Origin of the sequence: Asticcacaulis excentricus CB 48, assembly GCF_000175215.2 — a bacterium.
GTDB lineage: Bacteria > Pseudomonadota > Alphaproteobacteria > Caulobacterales > Caulobacteraceae > Asticcacaulis > Asticcacaulis excentricus.
The window spans coordinates 2,504,372-2,524,168 of sequence record NC_014816.1 but is presented as its reverse complement, the minus strand read 5'-3'; the positions used below and the strand labels follow the sequence as shown (position 1 = coordinate 2,524,168).

The window sequence follows — 19,797 nt, the reverse complement described above, 5'->3', positions numbered from 1 at the left end:
GGCTTTTTGCGCCTGACTAATCTATCCACTCAATAAAGGCCTTAACGGTCGTGACGGCCGCGGTGATGTCTGCTGGCATTTCGGTCAGGGTTTCGGTCAGCCCATAAAGATCGGTGATGGCGTCCGGGGCCTTGGGCTCAAAGCCCAGCGCCTCGGTCACAAAGGCCGGGAACTTGGCGGCGTGCGCTGTGGCCAAAACGATCTGTCCGCCCGTGCCTTCGCCAGCTTCGCGTCGAGTCAGGGCCGCCGAAAGCGCCACGGCGGTATGCGGGCAGATGACCTGACCCCAGCGCTCATAGGCCAGTTTGATGGTGGCCTTGGTCTCGTCTTCAGAGACGCTCGAGGCCGAAACTTCAGATTTCAGGGCCTCTTGCAGATTACCGGACAATGCCACTTCACCGGACTGTCCAAAGGCATCGAACAGGTTGCGCGTTGCGTCCGCGTCACGGCCGGAGGCTTCAAAGACCAGCCGCTCAAAGTTTGACGGTGCCTGCACGTCCATTGAGACCGAGGCCGTCTCGACGGCCTGACGGCGCACATAGCGGCCGTTATTGATGGCCTGATTAAGGGCATCGTTGCGGTTTACGGCAGCGTGCAGGTGACCGACATTCCCGCCGATCTGACGCGCCACCCATCCGGCGAAGGCGTCACCGAAATTGCCGGTCGGCACGATAAATTCCGGCGTGTTGAGGCCCGAATGAGCAGCGGCGGCCAGATAGTAGGGGACCTGCCCCAACAGGCGGCCCCAGTTGATCGAATTCACCGAGGAGATCAGGCCCTGTGCTTTCAAGGAAGGCTCAGACAGCAGCGCCTTGACGATCTTCTGGCAGTCGTCGAAATCGCCGTTTACCCCGACATTGAGCACATTATCGGCCTGAACCGTCGTCATCTGAAGACGCTGTACGGGTGAGACGCGGCCGAGCGGATGAAAAACGATCAGCTTGACGTGTTCAGAACCTGCAAAGGCGCGCACAGCGGCTGCACCGGTATCGCCGGAGGTGGCCGTCACCAGGGTCAGTTTTTCGCCGCGCTGTGAAAGGGCGGCATCGGTCAGGGGCGCCATCATCTGCATGGCCATGTCTTTGAAGGCGTGGGTCGGACCGTGATAGAGCTCGAGCAGATAGAGATCGTCTTCCAGCCGCGTCAGCGGCACGGCCCCGTCGCGCAGAAAGGCGTCCTCGGTGCGCTGAGCTGCCGCCTTGACCGCCTGATCGCCCAGAACGTCCACGCCAAACAGCTTGAGTAGTTTTACCGTCAGGTCGGCATAGCCGCCCTTTGACACGCCAGACAGATCGAAATCCGGTGTCGGCCATGCCTGCGGTACATAAAGCCCGCCGTCGGGGGCCAGACCGTCGAGCAGAGCGCCCGCAAAACTGCGTTGATCTTTGAAACCGCGCGTGCCGATATAGTTCATTTTGTTACCATTTCTTAAAAGCATTCAAACCCTTCTTGCTTCAACAAGGGATTGTCCGCTAATAGGCGCAAGGGTTTCGCCCGCGATAAAAAGCTCGCGGCGGGCCTATCATTTTCAGACGCCTGAGAAAAGACTTTCCATGACGGTCGCGGCTATAAAATCGGACTTTCCGGCGCATATCGCGCAGGCGAAGCGCGTGACCCTGAAGGTCGGCTCGGCCCTGATCGTCAATCCGCAAACGGGCGCGGCCAACACGCTGTGGATGCGCGGTCTGGCCGAGGATGTGGCGCGATTGCGCAAGGCCGGTGTGGAGGTGATGATCGTCTCCTCCGGAGCGGGCGCTCTCGGCCGGCGTTATCTGGGGCTTAACACAAGGCAATTGCCGCTTGATCGTAAACAGGCGGCGGCCGCCGCCGGGCAGCCGATCCTGATGCGTGCCTGGGACGAGGTCTTTTCTGAACATGGGATCAAGGTCGCGCAGGTTCTTTTGACGCGTGAAGACACCGAGCGCCGCCGTCGCTGGCTTAATGCGCGCGAAACGGCGGACACCCTGCTCAAGCTGGGCGTCGTGCCGATCGTCAATGAGAATGACACCGTGGCGACCGAAGAAATCCGCTATGGCGACAATGACCGGCTGGCGGCGCGCGCGGCCATGCTGGTGCGGTCTGAGGCACTGGTGCTGCTGTCGGATATTGACGGGCTCTACACCGCTGATCCGCGTAACAATCCGTCAGCGGAACATATCGGCGTGGTCGAAACCATCACGCCGGATATCGAGGCCATGGCCGGGGGAGCCAATGCGGCCGCCGGCGTCGGCACAGGCGGCATGGCTACCAAGATTGCCGCAGCCCGCATCGCCGGTGCGGCGGGATGTTCGACCACCATCATGAACGGTCAGGGCCTTCGGCCTCTTTCGGCGCTGGGGCAGGGCGCACGCTACACCCTGTTTGTGGCTCAGGCTTCGTCGGGGGCGGCCTATAAGGCGTGGATCGCCGGGACGGTGGTGCCTGCAGGGCAAATCCATATCGATGCCGGGGCCGCTAACGCGCTGGCTTTGGGAAAATCGCTTCTACCTTCGGGCATCAGCTCGGTCGCGGGCGTCTTTGATAAGGGCGACAGCGTATCGGTCCTGCACGACGGGCGCGAACTGGCGCGTGGTATCGCGGCCTATAGCTCCGATGATATCGCCAGCATCAAGGGGCGCGCCAGCAAAGAGATTGAAGCTCTCCTGGGCTACACCTCAGGAGATGAGGTCATTCACCGTGACGATCTGGTGATGGTCTGAAGGGGTGTGGAATGTCAGAAGTTCATATTTTAGGATTGGTAGTCCTTTTTCTCTTCCTGTCTCTGCAAAGCCTTTTCTGGTGGCGAAAGTCTGCGGAGCGTCTACATCCAATCTCTGTTACGGTGCTATCCGATGGCTTTGAGACGTCCATGCTTGGCGAAAAGGAAGATGGCGTTTTGGGGCTGGCTTTCAAATGGGCGGATGTAGAAAAGGTAACACTTGAAGCAACCGTTAAGGCTAAGGGCCCGTGGAAGGATAAGCGGTTCTATCATGTGTATTGTAAGCGGGGGGCATTGATTAAACGCTCCGGGTTGCATCCTGTGAACGCTCCGCAAAAGATAACGCTGCCATCGGGTGCAAGGGGAGTGACTTACTGGCTTGATGCTTTAATGCAACGGCCCGGTTTTGATGCGCACTCATACGAACGAATTTTGGCGACGGCGGATGATGCAACCGCGGTAATCTACAGCGTGACCCAGTAAGTTCACACAGGATAAGGCAATGGACACTTCCGGTAACCTCACCCTCACCCAACTGATGACCGATCTGGCCGCCAAGGCCAAGGCCGGGGCGGAAGGCTTGCGTCTGGCGGGTCCGGAGGCGCGCACGCAGCTGATCCTTAGTGCCGCGAAACATATCCGCGCGCAGCGAGACGCTATTTTGAGCGCCAACGCGGCCGATGTGGAGGCGGCGTCACAGAAGGGTCTGTCCAGCGCCATGGTCGAGCGTCTGGTACTCAATCCGGATCGCGTCGAAGCCATGGCCAGGGGGCTAGAAGACGTGGCGGCTCTGCCCGATCCTGTGGGTAAGGAACTGGCGCGCTGGGAACGGCCGAATGGGCTCGATATTGCGCGCGTGTCCACGCCCATCGGCGTTATCGGCATCATCTATGAATCACGGCCGAACGTGACCGCCGATGCGGCGGCTCTTTGTATCCGCTCCTCCAACGGGGCTATCCTGCGTACCGGGTCTGAGGCATTGAACTCGGCCAAAGCCATCTTCGTTGCCTTTGAGAAGGCTTTTGCCGAGGCCGAACTTCCTGCCGCCGTTCAACTGGTGCCGACCGCTGATCGTGACGCCGTGGGCTTGCTGCTGGGGGGGCTCAATGATGCGGTCAATCTGATCATTCCGCGCGGAGGCAAATCGCTCGTGGCACGGGTACAGGCCGAAGCGCGTGTGCCGGTTCTGGCTCACCTCGAAGGTCTGAACCACACCTATGTCCACGCCGAGGCCGATGCGGACAAGGCGGTCTCTATCGTGCTGAATGCCAAAATGCGCCGCGTGTCGGTGTGTGGGGCGACCGAAACCTTGCTGATCGATAAGGCGGTGGCCGAAACCCTGTTGCCACGTATCGCTCTGGCCCTGATCGAGAAAGGCTGTGAACTGCGCGGCGACGAGGCGGCACGCGCCATCCAGCCGATGGCAGCGGCAAGCGATGACGACTGGCGCACCGAATATCTCGACAAGATCCTGGCGGTGCGGGTGGTCAATGGGCTTAGTGAGGCGGTCGCGCATATCCGCACCTATGGCACGCAGCACACCGAGGCCATTATCACCGAAGACCCGCAAGCCGCCGAAGCCTTCCTAAACGAAGTCGATTCCGCCATCGTCATCTGGAACGCCTCCACGCAGTTTGCCGACGGCGGGGAGTTCGGACTTGGGGCGGAAATTGGCATTGCTACGGGAAGGATGCACGCCCGTGGCCCTGTTGGGGCCGAACAGCTGACCACCTTCAAATACGTGGTGCGCGGCAGCGGTCAGACCCGTCCTTAGGATAACGAGCAGCGTCCGGACAATCCGTTTCGCTTTTTAACCGGCCTGTCACGCCCCTGTCTTCAAATCGGCTTAGGTCCTGCCCATAAAAACCGGGGCGGAGGCCTTTGATGGATAACAGGTTGTTAACGCACGCCGGGGTCTTATGGGCGCCGACATATCAGGAGCCGACATATATGGCGGCGCAACCCCGCAAGCGCATCTTTCTGCCTCTTGTTCTGGGCCTTCTGGTCCTGATTGCGCTCGCCCTGATGGCACCGGGTGCGCAGTGGCTGGTATGGGTCGCCGTCGGTGTTTTGGCTGTCAGCCTGTTTATGACCTATAGCGAGTTGCAGAGGCTCAAAAACGCCGTCGTCCCGGATGCTTTGCCGGTTCCGGAGCGCACACGCGTTCAGCCGGAGGGGCCTAGCTTTCAGGAGGTGCTGCGCGCCATCCCTGATCCTGTCATGATCGTGTCCGGGATTGAGCCCAATGACATCGCCGGGCGCTGGATCGTCTTTGCCAATAAGGCCGCCGTCGAAGCTTTTGGCATCGCCAAGGAAGGCGGTCTGCTCGTCTCGTCTCTGCGGTATCCCGAGGTGCTGGAGGCGGTCGATGAGGCTCTGTTTGGCAATATGGAGCGCGACACCGTCTTTGAAACCTCCGGCGCTCAGGATAAGTTCTGGCGCGCCTGGACCTCACCTCTGCCGGTCGCCGAAGGCGGGCTGAGGCGTCTGGCGCTGCTCGTCATCCGCGACGAGACCGACATCCGTCGCATTGAGCGGATGCGCGCTGATTTCCTTGCCAATGCTTCGCACGAGTTGCGCACACCACTGGCCTCTCTGACAGGGTTTATCGAAACCCTGCGCGGCCATGCGAAGGACGATATTAAAGCGCGCGACAAATTCCTCAACATCATGGCGTCGCAGGCCGATCGCATGGGGCGTTTGATACAGGACCTTCTGTCTCTTAGCCGCATTGAGATGAACGAACACGTGCCGCCGTCGGGGGAAGCGGACGTCTCGCTTTGCGCCCGTGACGTGATGGATAGCCTTAGCATTTTGGCTCAGGAAAAAGGTGTCGGGCTTTCGCTCAAGGCGCCGCCACCGGGTGAGTATTCCCTGACGGCTGATCGCGATCAGGTGTTGCAGGTGGTGCAGAACCTTTCTGACAATGCGCTCAAATACGCTCCGGCTGGTTCGACCATAGAGATCGAAGTTTTCAATGACTGCACCCTGGAAGAGGCGTTTGGTGCGCGCGATCCGTCAGCGGCCAAACTGGTGCTCTTAAGGCCTGATCAGCGCGGATCCTGGTATACGGTTGTGCGCGTTACCGATCGCGGACCGGGCATCCGTCGCGAATTTTTGCCGCGACTGGCCGAGCGCTTCTACCGGGTTGAGGGCCAGAAATCAGGTGACAGGCTGGGCACAGGGCTGGGGCTGGCCATCGTCAAGCACATCATCAATCGCCACCGCGGCGCGCTGGGGGTCGAATCCGTGGCGAAACCGTCTTCGCTCGACGACAAAGACCTTCTGCCCTACGGCGGGCTTGATGTCGCCCCGACCGGACCGGTCGAGACCTACACCAGCTTTACCGCCTGCTTCCCACAGCCTGGCCGCTACAAAGAAAGCGCGGCCATAGGGTTTGTGAACGCGCGCTAAGCGAAAAATGACAGTTTTGCCGCTGTAGGCGGCATGGTGTAATAAGCTTGTCACAAATTCAACATATGGGCTTTCGCTAAGGAACTTTGCGCCATGAACAATCACATCGTCAGAACCTACGGCGAAGAACTCGACCAACTCAGCGCGGAAGTGATGCTGATGGGCGGGCTTGCCGAAGCTCAGGTCGCCGACGCGGTCGAAGCCGTGGCGCGCCGTGATGTGGCTTTGGCGCAGAGCGTCATTGAACGCGACCGCAAGCTCGATGAGCTGGAACGCGATGTTGAACGCAAGTGCATCCGTCTGATCGCTCTGCGGCAACCCATGGCGGCGGATCTGCGCAAGACGGTGGCGGCCATGAAGATTGCCACCTCGCTGGAGCGTACGGGTGATCTGGCAAAGAATATCGCCAAGCGCTCGCTGGTGATCGCCGAGGCCGAGCCTATGTCGCCGTTGACACGATCGATTGAGCGTATGGGCAAGCTGGTGTCGTCGCGCCTGCGTGATGTGCTTGATGCCTATAAGTCCGGCAAGCTCGAAATGGCCATGGCCGTCTGGTCGTCGGACACCGAGGTGGACGAGCATTATAACGCGCTGTTCCGCGAACTTCTGACCTACATGATGGGGGATCCGCGCACGATTTCGGCGTGTACTCACATTCTCTTTATGGCCAAGAATCTGGAGCGGATCGGTGATCACGCGACCAATATGGCCGAACACATCCATTACGAAATCACGGGCGAAGACTATGTCGAGGATCGCCCGAAAATGTCCACCCTATAGGGGCTATCAGGAACAGTCATGAGCGTAAAACCCTACATCATTATCGCCGAAGACGAAGACGCCCTGTCCACGCTTCTGCAGTATAACCTCGAAAAAGAGGGCTATGAGGTAGGGGTTGCCATTGATGGTGACGAAGCCCTCATGATGATTAATGAGCGTCAGCCGGACCTTCTGGTCTGCGACTGGATGATGCCGAAGGTGTCGGGTATCGAAGTGACGCGCCGTCTGCGTGCACAGACAGAGACCCGCAACCTGCCCATCGTCATGCTGACGGCGCGCTCGGAGGAAACCGATCGTATCCGGGGCCTTGATACGGGTGCCGACGACTATGTGATCAAACCGTTTTCGATGGTCGAACTGGTCGCACGCATCCGCGCCGTCTTGCGCCGCATCCGTCCGGGACTTTCGGAAGACCGCGTCACGTTTGGCGAAATCGTCATTGATCGCCTGTCGCACCGTGTACAACGTTCGGGCCGCGACGTGCATCTGGGGCCAACGGAATATAAGCTGCTCGACTATCTCATGCAGCATCCCAAGCGCGTCTTCAGCCGCGAACAGCTCCTTGATGCGGTGTGGGGGAATGATGTCTATGTCGAAGCCCGCACGGTCGATGTGCATATCGGTCGTTTGCGTAAGGCGCTCAATGCCGATACCGACTATGACCCGATCCGTACCGTGCGTTCCGCCGGCTATTCGTTAGATCTGCAGGGCTGATTAACCGCGTTTGGTCGCGGTTGCTTCACCGATCCATGTTATGAAAAGGCATGGATGCACAAAGCTCTGAAGCTCCGGATGAGGTGATCCGTCTCGGCGGACCCATGCCAACCTTTATCCGATGGATGCTGACCGGCGTTGGCTTGTTTGCCTGTGTGATGGTTGTCGTCGAACTGGGGCGGGGTCTTTGGCCTCTCTCTGTGTTCAGCCTGTTCTTCGGTTTCATTATGGCCGGCGGGCTGTCGGTCGGGCTGGCCTTTATGGTGTTTGGCGCTCTGTCTCCGGATGAACAATGGGAGATCCGGCCGGGGTGTTTAACCCTGACCGTGGCGCGCGGACGGCACCGTTTGGAGCGGCAGTTTACCCCCGATGATTTTGAGGACTTAACAGTCGTGCGCGATGACAGCGGGGATGGCCCCGATACCTGGCATCTGATGGCGCGGATAAGACTTGATAGCCCGAAGCTGATCCTGCCTGGGCACGAGCCGGTTTTTGCGGGTCTGGTGTTTCTTGATATCCTAGCCTCGCCGTTGAAGGGATGGCGTGAGCGCCCCCGTTTTCACGACCGCCTGCGCTCTCCATCCCTCACGACAGAGGCCGCGGCGCATAAGGCGCTGGCGTGTTTTGTCAGTGCGCCGAAACGATTGCAGTAGCGCGATCGCTGAGACTACCGGTAAGGTGCGGTCAAGACCCTTAAGAGGACCGCATGGACACGCCGCAAACCTTTACGCCTGCCGAGCGCCGGGTCACAGTCATTGCGCTGATGATCGTCTTCCTGCTGTCAGCTCTGGATCAGACCATCGTCTCCACGGCCATGCCCCGCATCGTGGCACATCTCTCCGGGCTTGATCTCTACGCGTGGGTGACGACGGCCTATCTACTGGCCTCGACCGTCATGGTGCCGATCTATGGCAAGCTGTCGGACATCTATGGCCGCAAACCGATTCTGGTCATCGGCGTCATCATTTTCATTATCGGGTCAGGCCTGTGCGGTATGGCCGGAGAATTTGGCGACCTGCCCGTACTGGGCGGCGGTATGGTGCAACTGATCGTCTTTCGGGCCATTCAGGGGCTGGGTGGCGCGGCGCTGATGACCTCGGCCTTTGCGGTGATCGCCGACCTCTACCCGCCGCGTGAACGTGCCAAGCTGGGTGGGTTGTTCGGCGCGACCTTTGGTGTTGCGAGCGTGGTAGGTCCGCTGATCGGCGGCTTCTTTACCGATATGGGTACGGTCTACCTGTTCGGTCTGCCCATAGCGGGCTGGCGCTGGGTCTTTTATATCAACCTGCCGCTGGCTGGGCTGGCCCTGTTCATGATTCTGGTCAAAACGCCGAAGCTCCTGCATCGCACGGGCGGCAAGATCGACTTTGCCGGGGCGATCCTTCTCTTGGCAACCTTCCTGCCCTTCCTGCTGGGCCTAAGTCTCGGCGGCACAGACGGCTGGACCTCGCCGGTGGTGATGGGCCTGTTTTTCGGTGCGGCCCTTTCGCTGGTGGTCTTTCTGATTGTCGAGGCCAGGGTCGAAAACCCCATACTTTCCCTGTCTTTGTTCCGTAACCGCACCTTCGCCAGCGCCAATCTGGCTTCGGTGCTGATCTTCATGGCCTTTATGGGCCTGGTCTCCTTCCTGCCGCTGCTGATGCAACTGGCGCTCGGCCTATCGGCTACAACCTCGGGGCTGGCCCTGATGCCGCTGACCGTGGGGCTGATTGCCTCGGCCACCTTATCGGGTCTTCTGGTCCATAAGTTCGGAAAGTACCGACTGATCATGCTGGGCGGGGCGGCCCTGACGGCGCTCGGCGCTCTGTGCCTGGCCACAATGCCCAATACCGCCGGGGTATGGGACGTCGTGTGGCGCGTGGCCCTGGTCGGGATTGGTCTCGGGCCAGCGCAAAGCCTGTTCAATCTGGCGGTACAAAACGCCGTCGAGCGGCGTGACCTGGGGGTGGCGACCAGCGCCGGTCAGTTCTTCCGCCAGATCGGCTCTACCATAGGGGTGGCGGTCTTCGGCGCGGTCCTCACCCACAATCTGATGGTTATGGCTCCGAAAGCCAGTTCGGCGCATGAACAGGTCCTGTCTCTCGCCGAACTGGAACGCATGGCGCTGGCCAGTCAGACAGAAATGTCTGTTCATGGCGGCGGCGCACGAGCACCGCTCGATCCGGTCGTGCGCGATACGATCTCTGACGCCATCAAAGGCGTAATGTTTGCCGGGTTTTTAGTGTCGATTCTGGGGCTTTTGGCGACCGGCCTGATCCCGGAACTGCCGCTCAAATCCTTCCGCGACCCGGAGCCTTTGGGCGAAGCGCCCGGCGAGCCCGCCAGAGAGCCCTCACCGGAATAATTCAGGCGCGACGCCTTGCGCCGATTGCGTTGGCTTCCCATCCTGAGTAGGAAGATGTCACAGAATAAAGGTTGAGCAGATCATGGCCTTAAGCCCCCATATTATCGACGGCTCCGACGCGACTTTCGTGACCGATGTGCTCGAAGCTTCGCAGACGGTTCCCGTCATCGTCGATTTCTGGGCGACCTGGTGCGGGCCCTGCCGCCAGCTGGGTCCCGCGCTGGAAAAGGTTGTCACTGAGGCCAACGGCAAGGTGAAGCTTGTAAAGATCGATGTGGACAAGAACCCCGCCATTGCCGGTCAGTTGCGCGTGCAGTCGATCCCCACTGTCTATGCTTTTGTCGGTGGCCGGCCCGTGGATGGCTTCATGGGCGCCAAGCCGGAATCGGAGCTAAAGGCTTTTATCGAAAAACTGGGCGTCGGTGGTGACGACGGGGCGCCATCAATCGAAGACGCGCTGGCGCTGGCGGCGCAGTCGATGGAGCAGGGGGATCTGGGCGGCGCGATGGAGGCCTATTCCTTCGTGCTGGATCAGGACCCGCAAAACCTGAAAGCCATCGCCGGTGTGGCGAAGATGTATATGAAGGTCGGACAGCCCGAACAGGCGAAGGCCGTCCTCGATCAGGCACCGGCTGATGCCAAGGATGCCGATATTCAGGGCTTGCGGGCCGCACTCGAACTGGCGGACGGTGCACCGACGCAACTGGACGGATTGCGCGCGCGTCTGGCCGCAGACCCCGCTGATCATGCGGCCCGTTACGATCTGGCGCGCGGTCTTGCGGGGCAGGGCGAACTGCCCGCGGCGATTGATGAGCTTCTGGCTATCATCAAGGCCGAACCCGACTGGGAAAACCAGAAAGCGCGTGACTATCTGTTCAAGATTTTTGCCGCAGCGGGGCAGATGTCCGACATCACCAAGGCTGGGCGTCGCAAGCTGTCGACGCTGCTGTTTAGCTAAGGGAAAGTCTATGTCCGAAATTGAAATCGAAACACCAGCGAGCGACTCGCCCGTTCCCGATACGTCAGAAATTGACCCGCGTCTTCTCGAAGCACTCGTCTGCCCCGTTACGCGCCGTCCCCTGACCTATGACAAGACGGCGCAGGAACTTCTCTCGCCAACCGCGGGTCTGGCCTTCCCGATCCGTTCGGGCGTGCCGATTATGCTGGTCGATCAGGCCCGACGCTTCGAGCCCCAAAAGGCTTAGGTTTAAGCTTAAGCTTCTGTGTTTTGGAACGAAAGACATGTGAGGCAGACGTGTCTGTCTCTGGCAAGGGGCGCGCCAGAAGCGGTTCTGTTGGCGGTTCCGCGTAGTCCAAAAACGACTGCGATTGCTGTGCGAAGTGGTCTGTCATGCGCGCCTCCATTCACCCTCACGGCAAACCTGACAGGGATGATCTAAGTTTTCGCTAGTCCAACCGGGCTATTTGCATAAGTTCGATGTCGTAAATTTGCGATTTTAATAAAGATTGCTTATGTTGGCGTCATGCTACCGACCCTGCGCCAGCTCCAGTATCTCAAGCTGCTCAATGAGCATAAAAGCTTCGTCGCTGCCGCCGAAGCCGCCTTTGTTTCGCAACCCGCCCTCTCTTCCGGCATTGCTGAGCTTGAAAAGGCGCTCGGTGTGCGCCTGATCGACCGCTCACGGGGGCAGGTTATCCTGACCGCCGTCGGTGAAGACGTGCTGCGCCGTGCCGAGGACATACTGGCGCGCGCAGAAGATCTGGTTGAGGCTGCCAAGGGCGCCAACCGGCCGCTGGCCGGACGATTTCGTCTGGGCGTTATCCCGACCATTGCGCCGTTTTTGTTACCTCAGGCCTTACTTAAGCTGCGTCAGGAGTTTCCGCAGTTGCGGCTGTTCCTGCGCGAAGATCAGACCTCGCGCCTTATCAGTTCACTGAAAAGCGGCAGTCTGGATGCGGCGGTCATCGCCTTACCTTATGATCTGAGCGGGCTTGATCACGCCTTTATCTGCAAAGACGAGATACTGGCCGTTATGCCGAAAGACCATCCGCTATCGCAGCAAGCCGAAATCGAGCCGGAGGCGCTGAAATCGGCGGAGCTGATCCTGCTTGAAGACGGGCACTGTCTGCGTGATCACGCCCTGGCAGCCTGTCAATGGAATGCGCCGGGTGCGGGTGACGTTAATCAGGCGCTCAATGGCGGCTTTGCGGCCACCTCGCTCAACACACTGGTTCAGATGGTCGATGCCGGGTTGGGCGTCTCGCTCCTGCCCGAAATGGCTGTCGAGTCCGGACTGGTTGAACGCTCCTCCGTCGCCATCCGCCATCTGCGTTCTGACCACGCCTATCGCGACATCGTCGTCATCTGGCGCGCCGGGTCATCGCGCTCGGCTGAAGCACGCCTGCTGGCTGGCGTCATCGCAAGACGATAGACGCGCGCGACGTGGCGGACCCCCGGCATACAAGCACGGTATTGTGCCCTCGGTACCAGATATTACAGAAATCCGGGTGCGAAACTCCCCCTCTTAAAGGACGTGCGCAGCGAGACTCTCTGGCGACGTTTACATCAGAGGCCTAGGAAAACCGGGTCGCTCCCCCACCTCTAGGTATCAAAGCGTGTGCCTTATTGAAAACGGTTTGGGTAGTCGTCCCGATACTAAACGGTTTCGCCGCGCAACAGCTTCGGAAGGTCGCCGGTCGCACCGCCGGCATCCTCCATGAAGAAGCGCCGCGCGGGAGCGATATTGTTGACAATCCCCATACCCAGATCGCGCAGCGGGCGCACCAGCGGATTGTTATTTGAGAACAGGTGCACGAAGGCATCCATGATCATCGATGTTGAGACATTTTCAAAGCGCCGCCACTGGGCATAACGTTCAAGTACCAGTTCCGAGCCAAGGTCTTCGCCAAGCCGCGCCGCTTCGATGATAACCTCGGCAAGGGCAGCGGCGTCTTTGAGGCCAAGGTTAAGCCCCTGACCGGCAATGGGGTGGATGCCGTGCGCCGCGTCCCCCAAAAGCGCGATACGTCCCCGATACATGTGCTCGGCCAGCGCCATCGACAGCGGATAGATGAATTTCGGGCCTGTAAGCTCGATCTCGCCCAGAAAATCACCGAAACGCTGCATCAGGTGGGCATGGAACAGTTCGGGTCGCACCTCAAGTAACGCCTTGGCCTTGGCATGACTTTCCGACCAGACCAGACAGGCGCGATTTTCGGTCAGTGGCAGTATGGCGAAGGGGCCTGACGACAGGAAATACTCGTATGCCACATGGTTATGCGGGTATTGCATCTTGACGGTGGCAACAACGGCGCTTTGGCCATAATCCCGGCGTATGGTGCGGATGCCCGCATGTTCGCGCAGCCCCGACTTTCTGCCTTCTGCGGCCACAGCGACGGGGGCGCACAAGGTCTCACCCGTGGAGAGTGTCAGATCAATGTGGGTCGTCGTTTCTTCGATGCCCGTCACACTGGCCGGGCAGATGACGCGAATACCGGCCTTTTGGACAGCTTCATATAGTACCGCACGGATATGGCGGTTTTCGAGCATATAGCCCAGCGGTTCATTGCCTGAGCGGTCGGATATCTCGCCGGCATTGAAATGCAGAAAGAAGGGGGAGGGTCTCTGAGTTGATGCGCCGGGCAGATGGGCATCCGTGACCATGATCTCGTCCATGCGGCAAGCCAAAGGCTCCAGCGCGTCGCCAACGCCTAAGGCCTGCCATTGCCGGAAACAGGAGTAGGCGATGGCCGAGGCGCGACCATCGAAGCTTGGCTCTACCTGTTCGGACAAAGGCTGCCGCTCGATTAGAACCGGTTTAAGTCCGCCCTTGGCCAGAGCCAGAGCCGCGGTCATACCGGCCATACCGGCGCCTACGATGATAAGATCAGCCTTCGTGTTCATGGTGAGAGTTTAGCCCTTGTCGCAAGCCGCTGCATTACAATTATTTCAGTAGCGACCTGATGCCGCAATTCACTATGCTTGGTACGCACAGGGGAGGATTTCCGATGATGACACGCCGTCAGATGCAAACGCTCATGACCGCTTTTGGTCTGATGGCGGGCACAGGCGCCCTAGCGGCCGACAGCCCGTTCTATGGACGCTGGACGGGCGTGCTTGAGGCGGGGATGGTGCGTCTGACCCTGCGGCTGGAGATAGACGCCAAGGGCGCGACCCTTTTCAGTGTTGATCAGGGAAATGCGCGCATCCCGGCCTCCAGCGCCTCCATTGAGGACGAGCGCATCAAACTGACTTTTGCAGCGATCAAGGCGACCTTCGAGGGCGTGCTGACGGATGAGCGCCATGTCGACGGCACGTTTACCCAAGGTGCCCCTCTGCCGCTTCGCTTCACGCGCGGCGAGGTGGCCGAAGCGGCACCAGAAGCCGTCCATCCGCCTCTGACGCGTGAGTTGCTGAACGACAAGCGGCTCGCAGCCTATACGCCCGCCATGGCGGCCGCGTGGGCACGTGGCGCGCAAACCGAGATCTTCGCAGCCGGTGCGCGCTCCAGTGACGACGAGATTGCCGTGCAGATGGAAGACCAATGGCACTGGGGCTCGATCACCAAGTCGATGACGGCGACCCTGTGCGCGCGTCTGGTCGACGCCGGTGTACTCAAATGGACGACCAAGGTGGGCGACGTGCTGGATGAGAACGGCCGTCCCGTCCCGACGGCTTATCGTGACGCCACCCTCTTGCATCTTCTGAGCCACCGTGCGGGGCTTCAGCCCAATCTCGACGGGATAAACACGGTTTTCTACAGCCGTGATCCCCTGCCTGACCCCCGGGCGGAGCGGCGCAAATGGGCACTGACGGCGTTGAAACAGAAGCCGGTTGGCCCCGTAGGCGCACAAAACGTTTATGCCAATAATGGCTATATCATTGCCGGGACCCTTCTGGAGCAACTGACGGGTAAAAGCTGGGAAACCCTCATCCAGGCAGAGCTGTTCACACCTCTGGGCATCACAAGTGCGGGGTTCGGGGCGCCGGGCCGTCCTGGGCAGGTGGATCAGCCTCTGGGGCACGCCGTCAATGGCCACACCCGTAAGCCTTTGCCGGTCGGGCCTGGACGTCCGACAGACAATCCCGTGGCCCTGGGGCCTGCCGGGCGAGTCCATATGTCGATGAGCGATATGCTGACATATCTGCAAGCGCACCGCGATCGACCCGTAAATTTGCTTAAGAGCGAGAGCTGGGATGCGCTGCACACGCCGCATTTTGGCGATGACTACGCGCTGGGCTGGGTGGTGCGACCCGACGGGACCTTGTGGCATAACGGGTCAAACACCTTCTGGTATGCGGAAGTCCTCGTCGACACGAGATCAGGCAGTGTCGCTGCGGCTTGCGCGAATGATGCCGCATCAGACACCCAGGTCGCGGTAGGCCAGGTCCTGACGTCTGCGCGCCAGGCGGCAAAGGCAAGCGCATAATGAACCGACAGGGCGCAATGTGCTTGCCTGCGCTTAAGACGCCTCGGGATCTTTAGGGGTTTCATTAATCCAAACGGAACGGCTATGAGGGCGCGAGGCCTCACACGCCCTGCGCGAAGCGTATAAAATTACAATGGGATTTGCCGGGGTGATTTTTATCTCTGAAGCAAAACTTTACTAAAGAATTGATGGTTAATCGGTTGTCAGGCGACGTTCAAAGCTTGCAGCGGCGTTAGCTGGGGATTAAACGTTAGTGATTATTCAGCCTGGGGGGCATGCGTTTCCCAGAACATTATCATTTAACGGATTTCACATGACACAAAAGCGCGTGCGCAAAGCCATTATTCCCGTTGCGGGTCTGGGCACCCGGGTTCTGCCGGGGACAAAGGTCGTCCCGAAAGAGCTCCTGAACGTCGTTGATCGTCCCATTTTGTCCTATGTCGTGGCCGAGGCCCGCGCCTCAGGCATTGAGCATTTCGTCTTTGTGACGGGGCGATCCAAAGGCGCTATCGAAGATTATTTCGACCATCAGGTCGAGCTAGAAGCGCAACTGTCAGCCAAGAACAAAACCGCAATTCTGGACGAACTTCTCGCGGAACTGCCGCAGGCTGGCGAGATGAGCTTTGTGCGTCAAATGCAGCCCAAGGGGCTTGGCCACGCGGTCTGGTGCGCGCGCGACATCATTGGCGACGAGCCCTTCGCGGTGATCTTGCCGGATATGGTGATGGACGCAGACGTGCCCGCGCTGAAGCAGGCCATTGACGGCTATGACAAGGTGGGCGGCAACATCATCGTGGTAGAGCCTGTTCCTGTGGACCAGACCCATCAGTATGGCGTGGTTGCGCTAGAAGCCCAAAACGGCCGCCTGAATAAAATGACGGGCATGGTAGAGAAGCCGGCAAAAGGCACGGCGCCCTCCAATCTGATTGTGTCTGGGCGCTACATTCTCCAGCCTGAAATCTTCGAGCTTCTCGCCACTCAGGAAAAGGGCGCAGGGGGGGAAATCCAGCTCACGGACTCCATGTTCCGTCTGATGGAGACCCAAGACTTCCACGCCCTTGAGTACGACGGCGTGACCTATGACTGCGGCGATAAGATTGGCCTTCTTCGTGCCAATGTTGCCCTGGCATTGAAGCGCGCAGACCTTGGCCAGGCCGCCCGTGAAGCGCTCAGCCCGTTTTTTCAATAAATTCAGTATAATATTTTCGGAAAGAAATTCATGACCTTGCTTTTACCGCGCACGGACCTCGTTGAGAACACGTTTGAATTCGAGACAGAGGCCTTCGTTAAGACGACCGGATTTCGCGAGTACGACGCGCGCTGGGTGTTTGGGAAGGAAATCAATCTTTTAGGCATTCAGGCGCTCGGCCTCGGTCTTGGCACCTATATTCACGAACGTGGGGTCAAGCCACGCATCGTTGTGGGTCATGACTATCGCTCTTACTCGATCAATATCAAAAATGCGCTCATCCTCGGTCTGATCCAGGCGGGATGTGAGGTGCTGGATATTGGCCTGTGCCTCTCACCGATTGCCTATTTTGCTCAGTTCGACCTTGAAGCGCCCTGCGTCGCCATGGTCACCGCGTCGCACAATGAAAACGGCTGGACGGGCGTGAAGATGGGGTGCCAGGCCCCTCTGACCTTCGGTCCTGACGAAATCGGCCGTATGAAAGAGATCATCATGGCCGGTGCCGCTGTCGAGCGGGCGGGTGGTTCGCTCAAGCTCGTTTCGGGTGTCCAAGAGCGTTATCTGGCCGATGTCGCCGCCAAGGCGCAATTGAAGCGTAAGCTGAAGGTCATCTGCGCTTGCGGCAACGGTACGGCCGGCGCTTTTGCCCCTCAGGCCCTGCGTGCCATGGGCGCTGAGGTCATTGAAATGGACACCTTGCTTGACAGCACGTTCCCGAAGTATAACCCCAACCCCGAAGATCATCACATGCTGATGGAGATGGCCAAGGCCGTTAAAGAGCATGGAGCGGATCTGGCTCTGGGCTTTGACGGTGACGGTGACCGCTGCGGTGTTGTCGATGACACGGGCGAAGAGATTTTTGCGGACAAGATCGGGCTTATGCTGGCTCGCGATCTCTCCGCTATTCACAAAGACGCGACCTTCGTTGTCGATGTGAAGTCAACCGGCCTCTACAAGACGGACGAAATTCTGAAAGCCAATGGGGCCCAAACCGTCTACTGGAAGACGGGGCACTCCTACATCAAGCGCAAGACTTCCGAGCTGAAGGCGCTGGCCGGTTTCGAAAAGTCTGGCCATTTCTTCTTCAATAGCCCGATCGGTCTTGGCTATGACGATGGCCTAGTAGCGGCGGCGGCGGTACTGGCTATGCTCGATCGCAATCCGGGTAAGGCCTTAAGTGAACTGAAAAACGCTTTGCCGGTGGCCTATACCTCATTGACCATGTCGCCTCACTGTGGGGATGAGGTCAAATATCAGGTCCTCGAAAAAGTCGTACAGGAATACGTCGACTTGCATGCCAAGGGCGGCGAGATCCTCGGTCGCAAGATTGTCGAGGTGATCACGGTCAACGGGGCACGTGTCCATCTGGAGGACGGATCCTGGGTTCTGGTGCGCGCCTCGTCCAACAAGCCGGAACTCGTCGTTGTCGTCGAGAGCCTGAATTCTGCGGATGACATGCGCGATCTGTTCCGCAAGGAGGTCAAGCCTCGTCTTGCCGCGCATCCTGAAGTTGGCGCCTATAATCAGGAAATCTGAGGCGTTGGATTTGGGGAGGCGTGCGGTCGCTGATGGGCCACGCAAGACGGCGCTATCGCCGGAGCACGGCACATACGACCCGCTCAGTCCCACTTATTAAATGAAGAGGCCGGAGTATCTCAGAGATGCTCCGGCCTTTTTATCATTGAGCGCCGCTCCTAAAGGAGGTGGCCTGTTCTGAGTGATCTCGCGTCGGATCAGTACGGGCGTGTCTTCTGCCACTGAGCCGCGGTTCTGATGATCGTGTCCGCGTCTGAGTAAAGTGGTGACCAGTTAAAGGTCGAGCGGATTTTGCTGACGTCGGCAACGAGTATCTCAGGGTCGCCTTCACGGCGTGGACCTACGCTGTGAGGCACGGGCATGCCCATTATCGACTCGGCCGCCTTGATAACTTCGAGAACGGTCAGACCCTCTCCGGTGCCGACATTGAAGGCATCGCTTTTGCCGCCGTTCAGAAGGTAGCGGATGGCTTCAACGTGCGCGTTGGCGAGATCCACGACGTGGATGTAGTCGCGAATGGGCGTGCCGTCTTTCGTCGCATAATCGTCGCCAAACACGGTGAGCGCCTTGCCGGTGCCGAGTGCGGCCTGGCAGATCAGGGGAATAAGGTGCGTTTCACAGCGATGGCTTTCACCCACCTCACCGTCAAGATCGGCTCCGGCGGCATTGAAATAACGAAGCACGACATAGCTCAGGTCGTGGGCCTGCGAAAGCCAGTGCAGGGCCGTCTCAAAGGCGAGTTTGCTATCGCCATAGGGGTTAATCGGCTTCTTCGGATGGTCTTCGCCGATGAGGCGCGTCTGCGGCACACCATAGGCCGCGGCGGTTGACGAGAAGACCAGAGCTTTTACACCGCCTTCGATGAGATGAGAGGCAAACGCGGTCGCGGCGGAGACGTTGTTATCATAGTACTTTGCCGGATCTTTCGTGCTTTCCCCCACGAGCGAGAATGCCGCGAAGTGGATGGCCGCCTTGATATCGTAATCGGAGATGGCCTTCTGAACGGCTACGGCATCACGAATGTCGGCCTCAATCAAGGGGCCCCATTTGACGGACTCTTTGTGTCCGGTCGACAAATTGTCGATGGTTACCGGTAAAAACCCGTTAGACGCCAGAACCTTACAGGTTTGTGACCCAATATATCCGGCGCCGCCGGCAACCAATACGGCTGTGCTCATAGAAACCTCAAAACGAAAATAATCAAAAAATGAAACTCAGGTTAGATCAGGGCTGGATCCCCAGCAACTGAATCTTGAAGACAAGTACACTGTTAGGCGGAATGGGTCCCGCGCCTGTTTCGCCATAACCAAGCTGTGCAGGCACATAAAGTTCCCAGGTTTCACCCGTTTTCATCTGGGGCACCGCGATCTTCCAGGCTTCGACGAGGCCATCGAGGGGCATAGCGGCCGGCACCCCGCGCTCATAGCTTGAATCAAAAACCGTTCCGTCTACGAGACGGCCCTCGTAGTGGATTTTGACGGTATCGCGAAGAGTGGGTTTGGGCGCATTTGGGTCGCTTGCCGGCGAGATAACTTTGTATAGCAGGCCCTTAGGGAGTTTTTGAATACCAGGCTCTTTGGCCTTTTCCGCCAGAAAGGCTTCGCCCGCCTTGATGTTCGCCGCTGCGGCCGCCTCGGCGGCAGGATCGGTGCGATTGCAGGCTGCCAGAGACAGACTTGAGGTCAGAAAAAGAGACAGACAGACCGGTCTTACCCATTTTAAACGCATTGT

General features: G+C 59.0%; 18 protein-coding genes. 14 read left to right on the top strand and 4 right to left on the bottom strand.

Annotated features, from left to right (window positions below; translation table 11 throughout):
• Positions 1-16: 16 nt before the first annotated feature.
• Positions 17-1,414, bottom strand: a complete 1,398-nt coding sequence (thrC, locus tag ASTEX_RS11475) for a threonine synthase (protein WP_041658650.1) — start codon at positions 1,412-1,414, stop codon at positions 17-19.
• A gap of 139 nt (positions 1,415-1,553) precedes the next feature.
• On the opposite strand from thrC, the gene proB reads away from it, so the two are divergent.
• The 11 genes from proB to ASTEX_RS11420 all read left to right on the top strand — a co-directional run bounded on the left by proB (position 1,554) and on the right by ASTEX_RS11420 (position 12,343).
• Positions 1,554-2,699 (top strand): glutamate 5-kinase, encoded by a 1,146-nt coding sequence (gene proB, locus ASTEX_RS11470; RefSeq protein WP_013479806.1) that lies wholly within the window; start codon positions 1,554-1,556, stop codon positions 2,697-2,699.
• 11 nt (positions 2,700-2,710) lie between these two features.
• Positions 2,711-3,181 (top strand): hypothetical protein, encoded by a 471-nt coding sequence (locus tag ASTEX_RS11465; RefSeq protein WP_013479805.1) that lies wholly within the window; start codon positions 2,711-2,713, stop codon positions 3,179-3,181.
• Positions 3,182-3,200: 19 nt separating this feature from the next.
• Positions 3,201-4,472 (top strand): glutamate-5-semialdehyde dehydrogenase, encoded by a 1,272-nt coding sequence (locus ASTEX_RS11460; RefSeq protein WP_013479804.1) that lies wholly within the window; start codon positions 3,201-3,203, stop codon positions 4,470-4,472.
• A gap of 176 nt (positions 4,473-4,648) precedes the next feature.
• Entirely contained in the window at positions 4,649-6,112 is a 1,464-nt protein-coding gene (locus ASTEX_RS11455; protein WP_013479803.1) for an ATP-binding protein, read from the top strand.
• A gap of 93 nt (positions 6,113-6,205) precedes the next feature.
• Positions 6,206-6,892 (top strand): phosphate signaling complex protein PhoU, encoded by a 687-nt coding sequence (gene phoU, locus ASTEX_RS11450; RefSeq protein ID WP_013479802.1) that lies wholly within the window; start codon positions 6,206-6,208, stop codon positions 6,890-6,892.
• An 18-nt stretch (positions 6,893-6,910) separates the two neighbouring features.
• Positions 6,911-7,606 (top strand): phosphate regulon transcriptional regulator PhoB, encoded by a 696-nt coding sequence (gene phoB / locus ASTEX_RS11445; protein WP_013479801.1) that lies wholly within the window; start codon positions 6,911-6,913, stop codon positions 7,604-7,606.
• 50 nt (positions 7,607-7,656) lie between these two features.
• On the top strand, positions 7,657-8,259 hold the full coding sequence (locus ASTEX_RS11440) for a hypothetical protein (protein ID WP_041658649.1): 603 nt from the start codon (positions 7,657-7,659) through the stop codon (positions 8,257-8,259).
• Positions 8,260-8,312: 53 nt separating this feature from the next.
• Positions 8,313-9,950: an MFS transporter gene (locus ASTEX_RS11435; protein ID WP_013479799.1), complete on the top strand. Its 1,638-nt coding sequence runs from the start codon at positions 8,313-8,315 to the stop codon at positions 9,948-9,950.
• Between the two features lie 82 nt (positions 9,951-10,032).
• Positions 10,033-10,908 carry a thioredoxin gene (gene trxA / locus ASTEX_RS11430; protein ID WP_013479798.1) on the top strand — a complete coding sequence of 292 codons (876 nt, stop codon included), beginning with the start codon at positions 10,033-10,035 and terminating at the stop codon, positions 10,906-10,908.
• A gap of 10 nt (positions 10,909-10,918) precedes the next feature.
• Positions 10,919-11,155 (top strand): Trm112 family protein, encoded by a 237-nt coding sequence (locus ASTEX_RS11425; RefSeq protein ID WP_013479797.1) that lies wholly within the window; start codon positions 10,919-10,921, stop codon positions 11,153-11,155.
• A gap of 279 nt (positions 11,156-11,434) precedes the next feature.
• A complete protein-coding gene (locus ASTEX_RS11420) occupies positions 11,435-12,343 on the top strand; it encodes a hydrogen peroxide-inducible genes activator (protein WP_013479796.1) in 909 nt (302 codons plus the stop codon).
• A 224-nt stretch (positions 12,344-12,567) separates the two neighbouring features.
• On the opposite strand, the gene ASTEX_RS11415 is transcribed toward ASTEX_RS11420, so the two are convergent.
• The gene (locus ASTEX_RS11415; protein WP_013479795.1) at positions 12,568-13,815 is read right to left on the bottom strand and encodes a UbiH/UbiF/VisC/COQ6 family ubiquinone biosynthesis hydroxylase; all 1,248 of its coding nucleotides are present in this window, start codon (positions 13,813-13,815) and stop codon (positions 12,568-12,570) included.
• A gap of 104 nt (positions 13,816-13,919) precedes the next feature.
• Here ASTEX_RS11415 and ASTEX_RS11410 point away from each other — a divergent pair, with 104 nt between their 5' ends.
• The 3 genes from ASTEX_RS11410 (at position 13,920) to ASTEX_RS11400 (ending at position 18,066) form a co-directional block, all read left to right on the top strand.
• Complete coding sequence (locus ASTEX_RS11410; RefSeq protein WP_013479794.1) at positions 13,920-15,341, top strand: serine hydrolase domain-containing protein; 1,422 nt, start codon at positions 13,920-13,922, stop codon at positions 15,339-15,341.
• A 313-nt stretch (positions 15,342-15,654) separates the two neighbouring features.
• Positions 15,655-16,530, top strand: a complete 876-nt coding sequence (locus tag ASTEX_RS11405; protein ID WP_013479793.1) for a UTP--glucose-1-phosphate uridylyltransferase — start codon at positions 15,655-15,657, stop codon at positions 16,528-16,530.
• 30 nt (positions 16,531-16,560) lie between these two features.
• Positions 16,561-18,066 carry a phosphomannomutase/phosphoglucomutase gene (locus ASTEX_RS11400; protein ID WP_013479792.1) on the top strand — a complete coding sequence of 502 codons (1,506 nt, stop codon included), beginning with the start codon at positions 16,561-16,563 and terminating at the stop codon, positions 18,064-18,066.
• A gap of 197 nt (positions 18,067-18,263) precedes the next feature.
• Here ASTEX_RS11400 and galE read toward each other — a convergent pair whose 3' ends face one another.
• Both galE and bamJ read right to left on the bottom strand, forming a co-directional pair.
• A complete protein-coding gene (galE, locus tag ASTEX_RS11395) occupies positions 18,264-19,244 on the bottom strand; it encodes a UDP-glucose 4-epimerase GalE (RefSeq protein WP_013479791.1) in 981 nt (326 codons plus the stop codon).
• 46 nt (positions 19,245-19,290) lie between these two features.
• Positions 19,291-19,794 (bottom strand): BamJ family beta-barrel-assembly machinery protein, encoded by a 504-nt coding sequence (gene bamJ, locus ASTEX_RS11390; RefSeq protein WP_013479790.1) that lies wholly within the window; start codon positions 19,792-19,794, stop codon positions 19,291-19,293.
• Positions 19,795-19,797 lie beyond the last annotated feature (3 nt).